The 13,686-nt window shown below is 42.1% G+C and carries 10 protein-coding genes; 2 read left to right on the plus strand and 8 right to left on the minus strand.

Annotated features, from left to right (window positions below):
- Positions 1 to 311, minus strand: a 311-nt coding sequence (locus DCK90_RS15425; RefSeq protein WP_159075861.1) for a thrombospondin type 3 repeat-containing protein, incomplete at its 3' end; no start/stop codon positions are given.
- A 399-nt stretch (positions 312 to 710) separates the two neighbouring features.
- Between DCK90_RS15425 and DCK90_RS15430 the strand changes: the two genes are divergently transcribed.
- Positions 711 to 2,300 (plus strand): peptide chain release factor 3, encoded by a 1,590-nt coding sequence (locus DCK90_RS15430; protein ID WP_108247111.1) that lies wholly within the window; start codon positions 711 to 713, stop codon positions 2,298 to 2,300.
- Between the two features lie 104 nt (positions 2,301 to 2,404).
- Positions 2,405 to 2,836, plus strand: a complete 432-nt coding sequence (locus DCK90_RS15435) for a hypothetical protein (protein ID WP_108247112.1) — start codon at positions 2,405 to 2,407, stop codon at positions 2,834 to 2,836.
- Positions 2,837 to 2,868: 32 nt separating this feature from the next.
- Here the strand turns inward: DCK90_RS15435 and DCK90_RS15440 are convergent, their stop codons facing one another.
- The 7 genes from DCK90_RS15440 to rplK all read right to left on the minus strand — a co-directional run bounded on the left by DCK90_RS15440 (position 2,869) and on the right by rplK (position 13,639).
- The gene (locus DCK90_RS15440; RefSeq protein WP_108247113.1) at positions 2,869 to 3,180 is read right to left on the minus strand and encodes a DUF3467 domain-containing protein; all 312 of its coding nucleotides are present in this window, start codon (positions 3,178 to 3,180) and stop codon (positions 2,869 to 2,871) included.
- Between the two features lie 54 nt (positions 3,181 to 3,234).
- Positions 3,235 to 7,533 carry a DNA-directed RNA polymerase subunit beta' gene (gene rpoC / locus DCK90_RS15445; protein WP_108247114.1) on the minus strand — a complete coding sequence of 1,433 codons (4,299 nt, stop codon included), beginning with the start codon at positions 7,531 to 7,533 and terminating at the stop codon, positions 3,235 to 3,237.
- 39 nt (positions 7,534 to 7,572) lie between these two features.
- The gene (rpoB, locus tag DCK90_RS15450; protein WP_108247115.1) at positions 7,573 to 11,382 is read right to left on the minus strand and encodes a DNA-directed RNA polymerase subunit beta; all 3,810 of its coding nucleotides are present in this window, start codon (positions 11,380 to 11,382) and stop codon (positions 7,573 to 7,575) included.
- 127 nt (positions 11,383 to 11,509) lie between these two features.
- Complete coding sequence (gene rplL / locus DCK90_RS15455; RefSeq protein ID WP_108247116.1) at positions 11,510 to 11,890, minus strand: 50S ribosomal protein L7/L12; 381 nt, start codon at positions 11,888 to 11,890, stop codon at positions 11,510 to 11,512.
- A 55-nt stretch (positions 11,891 to 11,945) separates the two neighbouring features.
- On the minus strand, positions 11,946 to 12,464 hold the full coding sequence (gene rplJ, locus DCK90_RS15460) for a 50S ribosomal protein L10 (RefSeq protein WP_108247117.1): 519 nt from the start codon (positions 12,462 to 12,464) through the stop codon (positions 11,946 to 11,948).
- A 24-nt stretch (positions 12,465 to 12,488) separates the two neighbouring features.
- Positions 12,489 to 13,181 carry a 50S ribosomal protein L1 gene (gene rplA / locus DCK90_RS15465; RefSeq protein WP_108247118.1) on the minus strand — a complete coding sequence of 231 codons (693 nt, stop codon included), beginning with the start codon at positions 13,179 to 13,181 and terminating at the stop codon, positions 12,489 to 12,491.
- Positions 13,182 to 13,201: 20 nt separating this feature from the next.
- Positions 13,202 to 13,639: a 50S ribosomal protein L11 gene (rplK, locus tag DCK90_RS15470; RefSeq protein ID WP_108247119.1), complete on the minus strand. Its 438-nt coding sequence runs from the start codon at positions 13,637 to 13,639 to the stop codon at positions 13,202 to 13,204.
- Positions 13,640 to 13,686: the final 47 nt, after the last annotated feature.

Raw genomic sequence — 13,686 nt, forward strand, 5'->3', positions numbered from 1 at the left:
TCTTGGTGTTCCAAAATAAAATCACAAGGGTCATTATAATCAGTACCATCTTTTTTCTCCTGTTCACATGTAACACCATCGCCGTCACAATCCTGTGCCGACAACGCATTCGCCAACGGATTCCATAAGTTGGAAATATCCGAAAAAGGAACATCAGAATATGATGTGGTCTTGGTTACAACATCCAAATCATGATTATGTAAAGGGGCAAAACCAAAAGATGAGGTAAATCCAAAAACTAAACACCACAAAGTAGTGGTGGATTTAAGGACTAAATGCTTCTTTAGTCTCACAAAAGTAAAGTTCTCCATAAATGATAGTTTTGGTCAACTAATCACCATGGCGCTTGTAAGTATAATCCTGTAATTGTAAGAAAATTGGGGTTTTCTTAGTTACTTCAATAACTCTGCCCTTTCGACACATATTGATATAAACAGGTCACATAATTAGCCCATTTGTGTTTCACCTCCTATTTTAATCGATAAAAGGCAATTTCCTTATCATTAAGTTACCTTATCTGCACTCTAAGTAAACAGATAATTGCTGAGTGAACCGGTCAGTGTTTCAAAAGCGGGCGAAAAATACTTTTCTTTTTGGATCTAGAAGCTTAAAATCTTTGATTTTTTTCCAATGATATTAACAATGCCTAATCATTCTAAAAATGAGTGGCAAAAGATTTAAATCCCGTATTTTTGCCGAAATTTTTGTTGATGGATTTTGAAAAGGAAATAGCGAAACGTAGAACTTTTGGCATTATCTCCCACCCCGATGCAGGTAAAACTACACTGACCGAAAAACTTTTGTTGTTCGGTGGTGCCATTCAAGAAGCCGGTGCGGTAAAAAGTAATAAAATCAAAAAATCCGCCACCAGTGATTTTATGGAAATCGAACGCCAAAGGGGAATTTCTGTTGCAACTTCTGTACTGGCCTTTATTTATAAGGACAAAAAAATAAATATTCTAGATACCCCTGGACACAAGGATTTTGCGGAGGACACCTTCCGAACTTTGACCGCTGTGGACAGCGTTATCGTTGTAATCGATGTAGCCAAAGGGGTCGAGGAACAGACAGAGAAATTGGTAGAGGTTTGCCGTATGCGCAACATCCCCATGATTGTTTTCATCAACAAATTGGACCGCGAAGGTAAAGATGCATTCGACCTTTTGGATGAGGTAGAACAAAAGTTGGGCTTAACGGTAACCCCGCTGAGTTTCCCCATTGGAATGGGATACGATTTTAAGGGTATCTATAACATTTACGAGAAAAACATTAACCTGTTTAGCGGCAATAGCAAAAAGAATATCGAGGAGACGATTGCCTTTGATAACTTGGACAATCCTGAACTTGAGAAATTGATTGGTACAAATGCTGCTGATGAACTACGAGGTAATTTAGAGTTGGTAGAAGGGGTTTATCCCGATTTTGACCAAGATGCCTATTTGAAAGGCGAATTGCAGCCGGTATTTTTTGGCTCTGCTCTGAACAATTTTGGAGTTCGGGAACTACTGGATTGCTTTGTGAACATCGCTCCTTCCCCAAGGCCCAAGAAAGCCGAAGAACGTTTGGTAAAGGCCAACGAAAAGGACTTTTCGGGTTTTGTATTTAAGATACATGCCAATATGGATCCTAAGCACCGTGACCGTCTTGCCTTTGTAAAGATAGTATCCGGTACTTTCGAACGAAACACCCCTTACTTGCATGTACGTCAAGGTAAAAAGCTTAAATTTTCCAGTCCCAATGCTTTTTTTGCCGAGAAAAAAGAAATCGTAGATATTTCCTATCCCGGTGACATTGTAGGGCTTCATGATACTGGGAACTTTAAAATCGGTGACACCTTGACCAGCGGTGAAGAGTTGCACTACAAGGGAATCCCAAGTTTCTCACCAGAACATTTCAGGTACATCAACAATGCGGACCCCATGAAAGCGAAGCAATTGTACAAAGGTATCGACCAGTTAATGGACGAAGGGGTTGCTCAATTGTTCACATTGGAGTTAAACGGCCGAAAAATCATCGGAACTGTGGGTGCGTTGCAATACGAGGTAATTCAATATCGACTTGAGCATGAATATGGGGCCAAGTGTACCTACGAAAATTTCCCCGTGCACAAAGCCTGTTGGGTAGAGCCTAAAGATGAAAAAAACGAAGAGTTTCAAGAATTTAAAAGGGTAAAGCAAAAGTTTTTGGCCACAGACAAAAAAGGTCAGTTGGTATTTTTGGCAGATTCTCCGTTTTCACTTCAAATGACACAGCAAAAGTATCCTTCGGTGAAATTGCACTATACTTCGGAATTTGAGTAACCCCCTAAGCCAAATCATTTACACAATTGATTATTAATTGATTACACAGTTCGAATCTGTTTTTTTCGTACATTGATTAATGTAACCAATTAAATAATCAGATTATGACTACTTCGGAAAAACCACCTGTTTGGTTCTGGGTGGTGAGCGTAATAGCTCTTTTATGGAATTTGGTAGGCGTTATGAACTATCTCAATCAAGCATTTAATCAAGTAGCTCTATTAGAAGCTATGGACCAAGCACAACGAACAGCTTTTGAAGGCATCCCGGCTTGGGCAACGGCCGCTTTTGCTATTGCGGTTTTTTCAGGCGCATTGGCTTGCATCGGGCTTTTACTGCGTAAGAAGTGGGCCAGAACATTTTTTGTTATCTCACTGATTGCTGCTGTCGCACAGTTTATCCACTGGCTGTTCATATCAAATGCCGTAGAGGCTTTTGGACCATCTACCTATACAATGCCGTTGATTGTTATAATTATTGGGATTTACCTGATATTCTTTTCAAAAAAAGGAATTCAAAAGGGATGGTTGAAATAAAAAAAGGCCCTGAAATATTTCAGGGCCTTTTTTTATGCTTCACCAGTGGGTCCAAAATTTAGTGGAATCGCTGGTTGCTCGTAGTCTTGAATTGTTCCGTGCGCCTGTTCAAAGCGGCTAACGTTATCATTCAATGCCTTGAGCAATTTTTTGGCATGTTGTGGAGTCAATATTATTCTACTTTTTACCTTGGCTTTTGGAGCACCCGGCATCAAGCTAATAAAGTCCACTACAAATTCAGAGACGGAGTGGTTGATGATGGCAAGATTGGAATAAGTTCCTTCCGCCGTTTTCTCGTCCAACTCAATATTTATCTGTTTCTGATTTTTCTTTTCTTCGGCCATAAATACTTGTCTTAAAAAGAAAAACCCCGACCTAAAGGCCAGGGTTTATTTTATTTAGAATTTAAATTCCTCTTTTCGGGCCATAATCTCATCGTACTCCTCTTTGGAACCTACAATGATGCTATCATAATCCCTCATACCGGTACCGGCAGGAATTTTATGTCCAACAATTACGTTTTCTTTCAATCCTTCCAAGGTATCGACTTTACCACTTACAGCGGCTTCGTTCAATACTTTGGTGGTTTCTTGGAACGATGCTGCAGAGATAAATGATTTTGTCTGCAACGAAGCTCTTGTAATACCTTGCAAGATTGGGGTAGCAGTAGCAGCTACAGCATCTCTCGCAGATACCAAAGTCTTATCCTCTCTTCTAAGAATTGAGTTTTCGTCCCTTAGCTCACGTACTGTTAAAATCTGTCCTGGCTTCAACCTTTCTGAATCACCGGCGTCCTCAACAACTTTTTTACCGAAAATCTCGTCGTTTTCGTTGATAAAGTCATCTTTGTGCACCAATTGGTTCTCCAAGAAGATGGTATCTCCAGGATCTTGGATTTTTACTTTACGCATCATTTGTCTTACAACAACCTCAAAGTGCTTATCGTTGATCTTCACACCCTGCAAACGATATACTTCTTGTACCTCGTTCACCAAGTATTGCTGTACCGCTGATGGTCCTTTAATGGCCAAGATATCTTCCGGTGTAATAGAACCATCGGACAATGGCATACCCGCACGTACGTAGTCATTCTCCTGTACCAATATCTGGTTGGACAATTTGACCAAGTACTTCTTGATATCGCCTGTCTTGGACTCGATGATAATCTCACGGTTACCACGCTTGATCTTACCGAAGGAAACTACACCGTCAATCTCCGATACAACAGCTGGGTTGGATGGGTTACGCGCTTCAAAAAGCTCGGTCACCCTTGGAAGACCACCGGTAATATCCCCTGCCTTGGCAGATTTACGTGGGATTTTTACCAAAATCTTACCTTCCTTCACCTTGTCTCCATCATTGATCATCAAGTGAGAGCCTACTGGCAAGTTGTACGACCTTAGTGTTTCACCTTTACTGTTCTGAATCAATAAAGTGGGTATCAGTTTCTTGTTTCTGGACTCGGAAATTACTTTTTCTTGGAAACCGGTTTGTTCATCGATTTCAACCTGATAAGTAACCCCTTGCTCAATATTCTCGTAAGCAATCTGTCCAGAGAACTCCGAAACGATTACACCGTTATATGGATCCCATTCACAAATCACAGTTCCCTTGGTAATCTTCTCACCGTCCTTAATGAACAATTGAGAACCATAAGGAATATTATTTGTACTTAAAGTGATTCCTGTTTTCTGATCTACAATCTTAACTTCAGAGGTTCTGGAGATAACAATGTTGGTTTTTTTACCATCGCTTCCTTCACCTTCAACAACTCGCAAGTCCTCGATTTCAGCAACACCATCAAACTTGGACTCCAATTTGTTGTCCTCGGATATGTTACCTGCAATACCTCCCACGTGGAAGGTACGCAATGTCAACTGTGTACCAGGCTCACCGATGGACTGTGCGGCAACAACACCAACAGCCTCACCTCTTTGTACCATTTTATTGGTAGCAAGGTTACGCCCATAACATTTGGCACAGATACCTTGTGCAGCCTCACATGTTAACGGAGACCTTACTTCTACCTTTTCGATTGGAGCTGCCTCTACCCTTCTAACATCAGCCTCGTTGATTTCCTGTCCTGCTCTCAGTACAAGCTCTTCGGTCAATGGGTTGTACACATCGTGCAACGATACCCTACCCAAGATTCTCTCACCTAGGCTTTCAACAATCTCCTCATTTTTCTTCAATGGCTCTACTTCGATACCTCTCAAGGTTTCACAATCTTCGCTATTCACGATAACATCTTGAGAAACATCCACCAAACGTCGAGTCAAGTAACCCGCATCCGCCGTTTTCAAAGCGGTATCCGCAAGACCTTTACGCGCACCGTGGGTAGAGATAAAGTATTCCAAAATCGATAGACCTTCCTTAAAGTTGGAAAGAATCGGGTTTTCGATAATTTCACCACCACCTGCAGTAGATTTTTTAGGCTTGGCCATCAAACCACGCATACCGGTCAACTGACGAATCTGCTCTTTGGAACCCCTTGCACCGGAATCCAACATCATATACACGGAGTTGAACCCTTGTTTGTCCTCACGGATTCGTTTCATCGCCAATTCGGTCAACATAGCGTTGGTAGATGTCCAAACATCAATAACCTGGTTGTAACGCTCGTTGTTGGTGATAAGACCCATGTTATAGTTCATCATAATACCATCGACCTGCTCATTGGCCTCGCCAATCATATCCTGCTTTTCTGCAGGAATGATAATATCACCCAAACTAAAGGACAATCCACCTTTAAAGGCGAAATCATATCCCATGGCCTTGATCTTATCCAAGAAATCGGCCGTTGTAGGTACATCGGTCACCGCAAGAATGTCCCCGATAATATTTCTAAGGGCTTTCTTGTTCAATACTTGGTTGATGAATCCTGCTTGTTCCGGCACTTCCGTGTTGAACAATACACGACCAACCGTAGTTTCGATGATTTGATATACCAATTCACCTTCTTCGTTAAAGTCTTTGGCTCTTACCTTGATTCCGGCGTTAAGCGAAACTTTTTTCTCGTTGAAGGCAATTTCTACCTCTTCGGAAGAATAGAAGGTCAAACCTTCACCTAGTACAGGCTCCTCTGGAGTAGATTTCTTGTGCTTAGTCATATAGTACAATCCCAAGACCATATCCTGAGATGGTACGGTAATCGGAGAACCATTTGCTGGGTTAAGGATGTTCTGTGAAGCCAACATCAATAATTGAGCTTCCAAAATAGCTTCTGGCCCCAATGGCAAGTGAACTGCCATCTGGTCCCCATCAAAATCCGCGTTAAATGCGGTACATGCCAATGGGTGCAAACGAATCGCCTTACCTTCAATAAGTTTAGGCTGGAACGCTTGGATACCCAATCTGTGCAATGTGGGGGCACGGTTCAACAATACCGGGTGTCCTTTAAGGACGTTTTCAAGAATATCCCATACTACGGGCTCTTTCTTGTCTATAATCTTTTTCGCAGATTTAACGGTCTTTACAATACCTCTTTCAATCAACTTACGGATGATGAAAGGCTTGTATAGCTCGGCCGCCATATCTTTTGGAAGACCACATTCGTATAATTTCAATTCCGGTCCAACGACGATTACGGAACGAGCGGAGTAATCCACACGTTTACCCAAAAGGTTTTGACGGAAACGACCTTGCTTACCTTTCAAGGAATCGGAAAGGGATTTTAATGGTCTGTTTGATTCTGTTTTTACCGCAGATGCTTTTCTTGTGTTATCGAAAAGGGAATCCACCGCTTCTTGAAGCATACGCTTTTCGTTCCTCAAGATCACTTCAGGTGCCTTGATTTCCATCAAACGCTTCAAACGGTTGTTACGGATGATTACCCTACGGTAAAGGTCGTTCAAATCGGAAGTCGCAAAACGACCACCGTCCAATGGCACCAACGGACGCAATTCTGGTGGGATCACAGGAATCACCTTCATGATCATCCACTCAGGGTTGTTCTCCCTGTTCCCTTGCGACTCACGCAAAGCCTCCACTACTTGAAGACGCTTCAAGGCTTCGGTCTTACGCTGTTTTGAAGTCTCTGTATTTGCCTTGTGGCGAAGTTCGTATGACAATTGTTCCAAATCGATTCTGGACAAAATGTCAATCAAACACTCGGCACCCATTTTGGCAATGAACTTGTTTGGATCGGTATCCTCCAAGTATTGGTTCTCGGTAGGAATAGATTCCAATATGTTCAAGTATTCCTCCTCGGTCAAGAAATCCATTTTCTGGATTTCTTCACCTTCTGGACCTTTGGCAATACCTGGCTGAATAACCACATACCTTTCGTAGTATATGATCATATCCAGTTTTTTGGACGGCAATCCCAAAAGGTAACCTATTTTGTTTGGCAACGAACGGAAGTACCAAATGTGTGCTACGGGAACCACAAGGTTAATGTGCCCTACACGATCTCTACGTACTTTTTTCTCCGTCACTTCAACACCACAACGGTCACAAACGATTCCACGGTAACGGATTCTTTTGTATTTACCACAAGCACACTCATAATCCTTTACAGGACCAAAAATACGCTCGCAGAACAATCCATCACGCTCTGGTTTGTGCGTTCTATAGTTAATGGTTTCAGGCTTCAACACTTCTCCACGGGACTCTGCCAAGATGGACTCGGGAGAGGCCAATCCGATGGAAATTTTATTGAACCTTTTTTGTGCGTTATTATCTTTTATTCTAGCCATAACAATATGGTGATGATATAATTAATGTAATATAGTGTTCTACTCTTCCAAACGGATATCCAAGCCCAAACCTTTAAGTTCGTGCATCAATACGTTGAAAGATTCTGGCAATCCAGGTTCTGGCATGGTCTCACCTTTTACGATGGTCTCATAGGTCTTGGCCCTACCGATCACGTCATCCGACTTAACGGTCAATATCTCCCTAAGGGTAGATGATGCTCCGTAGGCTTCCAATGCCCATACTTCCATCTCTCCAAAACGCTGACCACCAAACTGAGCTTTACCACCCAATGGTTGCTGTGTGATCAAGGAGTATGGTCCAATAGATCTCGCATGCATCTTGTCGTCTACCATGTGTCCTAGTTTCAACATGTAGATGACACCAACGGTTGCACGTTGATCGAAACGTTGACCTGTTCCACCATCATATAGGTAGGTGTGTCCGAATCTTGGTACACCTGCTTCATCGGTAATCTTGTTGATTTCGTCCAATGAGGCACCATCAAAAATTGGAGTCGCATATTTTTGACCCAACTTTAATCCGGCCCATCCCAATACGGTTTCGTAGATCTGACCAATGTTCATCCTTGAAGGTACACCAAGTGGGTTCAATACGATATCCACTGGGGTTCCGTCTTCCAAGAACGGCATATCTTCTTGACGAACGATACGGGCAACAATACCTTTGTTACCGTGACGACCTGCCATTTTATCACCTACTTTAAGCTTACGCTTTTTGGCGATGTAAACTTTGGCCAACTTCATGATACCAGCAGGAAGCTCATCCCCAACGGAGATGGTAAACTTGTCCCTTCTCAGGTTACCTTGAATATCGTTCAATTTGATTTTGTAGTTGTGCAACAAATCGGCCACCAATGCATTGGTATCGTCATCCGTTGTCCAGCTACCACCTACCAAGTGAGCGAAATCGTCAACAGCGTTCAACATTTTGATGGTGTATTTCTTTCCTTTTGGAAGTACTTCTTCACCCAAATCGTTGATTACACCTTGCGATGTTTTTCCACTGATCAATCCGAACAACTTCTCGATCAATTCATCTTTTAGCTGTTGGAACTTCACTTCGTAGTCCATCTCCAATCTTGAAATGGCCTCTTTATCTTCGGAACGCTTTCTCTTGTCCTTGATGGAACGGGAGAACAATTTCTTGTCGATTACAACACCTCTCAAGGATGGTGAAGCTTTCAATGAAGCATCCTTAACGTCACCTGCCTTATCACCAAAGATGGCACGCAACAGTTTTTCTTCTGGAGTTGGATCAGACTCTCCTTTAGGAGTAATCTTACCTATCAAAATATCACCAGGCTTCACTTCGGCACCGATACGGATCATACCGTATTCGTCCAAATCCTTGGTTGCCTCTTCGGATACGTTCGGAATATCGTTTGTCAATTCCTCAGCACCCAATTTGGTATCCCTTACTTCTAGCGAATACTCATCTACGTGGATAGAGGTAAAGATATCCTCGCGTACCACTTTTTCAGAGATTACGATCGCATCCTCAAAGTTATATCCTTTCCAAGGCATAAAGGCAACCTTCATGTTTCTACCCAAGGCCAATTCACCTTTTTCGGTAGCGTATCCTTCACAAAGTACCTGACCTTTTTTTACCTTGTCACCTTTTCTTACGATTGGCTTCAAGTTGATACTGGTTCCTTGGTTTGTTTTTCTAAACTTCACCAATTGGTACGTTTTAGAATCCTCGTCAAAGCTTACCAATCGCTCTTCATCGGTTCTATCGTACTTAATGGTAATTTTCTGTGCATCCACATATTCCACAACTCCATCTCCTTCTGCATTGATCAATACTCGAGAATCGGTAGCTACTTGTCTTTCCAAACCAGTACCTACGATCGGAGAGTCTGGTCTCAACAATGGAACTGCCTGACGCATCATGTTAGATCCCATCAACGCACGGTTCGCATCATCGTGCTCCAAGAAAGGAATCAACGATGCGGAAATAGAAGCAATCTGGTTCGGTGCAACGTCGGTATATTTTACCTCTGTTGGATCCACAACCGGGAAATCACCTTCTTCACGGGCAATTACCTTTTCCCTTTCGATGGTACCGTCATCCGCTAATGGAATGTTGGCTTGGGCAATCTTCATTCCTTCCTCTTCCTCTGCACTTAGGTAAATGTGGTTTTTGGTATCCACTTTACCATCCTCTACTTTTCGGTAAGGAGTTTCCAAGAAGCCCATATTGTTCACCTTGGCAAATACGGACAATGAAGATATCAAACCAATGTTCGGACCTTCAGGTGTCTCGATTGGACACAATCTTCCGTAGTGCGTATAGTGAACGTCACGCACCTCGAAACCGGCTCTTTCACGGGAAAGACCACCTGGCCCTAGTGCGGACAATCTTCTTTTGTGTGTAATCTCGGCCAACGGGTTGGTCTGGTCCATGAACTGGGACAACTGGTTGGTTCCGAAGAAGGAGTTGATCACGGAAGACAATGTCTTTGCGTTAATCAAATCTATCGGGGTAAATACTTCGTTGTCACGAACGTTCATACGCTCACGGATGGTACGTGCCATACGTGCCAAACCTACGCCGAACTGCTGGGACAATTGCTCCCCAACGGTTCTAACACGACGGTTGGACAAGTGATCGATATCATCAATCTCCGCTTTGGAGTTGATCAACTCGATCAAATATTTAATAATGGTAATGATATCTTCCTTGGTCAACACCTGTTTGTCCATTCCGATATCCAATCCCAATTTTTTGTTCATTCTGTAACGACCCACTTCACCTAAGTTGTAACGTTGATCGGAGAAGAACAATTTATCGATAATACCACGAGCTGTTTCCTCATCTGGCGGCTCGGCATTACGTAATTGTCTATAGATATGCTCTACCGCTTCTTTTTCAGAGTTGGTAGGGTCCTTTTGCAAGGTGTTGTGGATGATGGCGTAATCGGATTGCGCATTGTTTTCCTTGTGAAGCAAAATGGTCTTCACATCGGCATCAATGATCTCATCGATATGCTCTTTTTCCAAAACTGTATCACGATCAAGTACAATTTCGTTTCTTTCGATGGAAACCACTTCACCTGTATCCTCGTCCACGAAATCCTCATGCCATGTGTTCAACACCCTAGCGGCCAATTTACGGCCCAATACTTTTTTAAGTCCGGATTTGGAAACCTTTACTTCTTCCGAAAGGTCGAAGATTTCCAAAATGTCCTTGTCCCTTTCGAAGCCGATGGCACGGAACAAAGTGGTTACCGGTAATTTTTTCTTCCTATCAATGTAGGCATACATCACCGAGTTGATATCGGTGGCGAATTCGATCCAGGAGCCTTTGAAAGGAATCACCCTAGCCGAATACAATTTTGTCCCGTTGGCGTGGAAAGATTGTCCAAAGAAAACCCCTGGAGATCTGTGCAACTGGGATACTACAACACGTTCCGCTCCATTGATAACGAAAGTTCCACTAGGAGTCATGTAAGGGATAGTCCCCAAATACACGTCCTGTACAATGGTTTCAAAATCTTCGTGCTCTGGATCGGTACAGTATAATTTTAGACGTGCCTTTAACGGTACGCTATAGGTAAGTCCACGCTCGATACATTCTTGGATGGAATATCTTGGTGGATCAATGAAGTAATCCAAAAACTCAAGTACAAACTGATTTCTGGTATCGGTGATTGGAAAATTCTCCATGAAGGTGTTGTAGAGACCTTCGTTTCCTCTTTCGTCAGATTTAGTTTCAAGCTGGAAAAAGTCTTGGAACGATTTTATCTGAATGTCCAAGAAATCCGGGTATTCCGGTATGTTCTTAGCGGATGCGAAATTAACTCTTTCAATAGTGTTTGTGAACATCTATGGACAAATTTTGATCGTGATTACTAAGTGGGTTGGTGTACGGCTTTATACACTCCTTATATAAATAGGCTAAGGTCTAACCAAAAATGGAAAGACCTTAACCAAGTTCTAATGGGAAAAGCGATTATTTAAGCTCAACTTCTGCTCCAGCTTCTTCCAATGATTTTTTGATACCTTCTGCTTCGTCTTTAGAAATACCTTCTTTAACAGCTTTTGGTGCGCTATCAACAATATCCTTAGCCTCTTTAAGACCAAGACCTGTCAATTCTTTCACCAATTTAACAACTGCCAATTTAGATCCACCAGCAGCAGTAAGTACTACATCAAATTCTGATTTTTCCTCAGCAGCTTCAGCATCACCACCAGCAGCAGCACCGCCAGCAACAGCTACTGCAGCAGCAGCAGGCTCGATACCATATTCTTCTTTTAAAATGTCGGCCAACTCATTTACCTCTTTTACTGTAAGGTTTACCAACTGTTCTGCAAAATCTTTTAAATCTGCCATTTTTCTATCGTTTAATAAAAATGTTTAAAAATATACTTAGTTTATTGTGCGCGAATTATTCTTTTTCAGACAAAGTCTTAAGGATACCTGCCAATTTACCACCACCAGACTTAAGTCCAGAAATAACGTTTTTGGCTGGGGATTGCAACAATCCGATGATATCTCCGATAACTTCTTCTTTGGACTTGATATTAACAAGTGCATCAAGATTGTTATCGCCGATATACACTGCCTCTTCAATAAAGGCACCTTTCAACAATGGTTTATCTGATTTTTTTCTAAAGTTCTTGATAAGTTTCGCAGGTGCATTTCCTGTTTCGGACAACATCAAAGATGTGTTGCCTTTCAAAACTTCAGGAAGTTCACCGAATTCCTTATCAGAAGCTTCCATTGCCTTTGCAAGCAATGTGTTCTTAACGACCGCAAGCTTAATGTTCGCCTTGAAACACGCTCTTCTTAAGTTAGAGGTGTCCACGGCATTCAATCCTGATATATCCGCCAAATAAATGTTTGGATTATCAGCCAACTGTGCAGTCAAGTCTTTTATTACCGTTGCTTTTTCTTCTCTTGTCATAGTTATAAAAATTGAACTACCAGTTTATTGAACTGCTTTTGGATCTAATTGAACACTAGGACTCATAGTACTGGACAAGTAAATACTCTTCATGTACACACCTTTAGCTGCGGAAGGCTTCAATTTGATCAATGTGTCGATCAATTCCCTAGCATTTCCTGCAATTTTATCTGCAGAGAAAGATGCTTTTCCGATAGCTGCGTGCACAATACCTGTTTTGTCCACTTTAAAGTCTATTTTACCGGCCTTAACATCGGAAACGGCTTTTGCCACATCCATAGTTACTGTTCCGGTCTTTGGATTGGGCATCAAACCTCTCGGTCCCAAAACTCGTCCTAATGGACCAAGTTTACCCATAACGCTTGGCATAGTGATGATAACATCAACATCTGTCCAACCATTTTTGATCTTATCCAAATATTCGTCCAACCCAACAAAGTCCGCACCTGCTTCTTTAGCTTCTGCTTCTTTGTCTGGAGTCACCAATGCCAAAACTTTAACGTCCTTACCAGTTCCATGAGGAAGAGTTACAACGCCACGCACCATTTGATTGGCTTTTCTTGGATCCACACCCAAACGAACCGCCAAATCAATGGAAGCATCAAATTTTACATTGGTTATTTCTTTTACTAAAGCTGACGCTTCTTCCAAAGAATAGAGTTTATTCTTATCTATCTTGGCTTGAGCCTCTTTTTGCTTTTTAGTCAATCTTGCCATTTCTTACTTGCTTTCAGATTTTAAAAAGGTCTTTGTCCTGCTATTTTCAGACCCATAGATCTTGCAGTACCTGCAACCATACTCATTGCAGACTCCACGGTAAAAGCATTTAGATCCACCATTTTATCTTCGGCGATCGCTTTTACTTGATCCCAGGTTACTGAACCATTCTTAACCCTGTTAGGTTCGCCAGATCCTTTCTTAATCTTAGCCACTTCCATCAATTGAACTGCCGCAGGTGGTGTTTTTACAACAAACTCGAAAGATTTGTCTTTGTAAACGGTGATAACAACAGGTAATACCTTACCTTGTTTGTCCTGCGTACGAGCATTAAACTGCTTACAGAACTCCATGATGTTAACACCAGCAGCACCTAAGGCGGGTCCAACCGGTGGCGATGGGTTCGCAGCACCTCCCCTAACTTGTAATTTAACTACCTTATCTACTTCTTTTGCCATTGTTTCTAATTAAATTCAAAGTGTGTCAATTGGAAGCAACACAGCTT

Origin of the sequence: Muricauda brasiliensis (genome assembly GCF_003057865.1) — a bacterium.
Classification (GTDB): domain Bacteria; phylum Bacteroidota; class Bacteroidia; order Flavobacteriales; family Flavobacteriaceae; genus Flagellimonas; species Flagellimonas chongwuensis.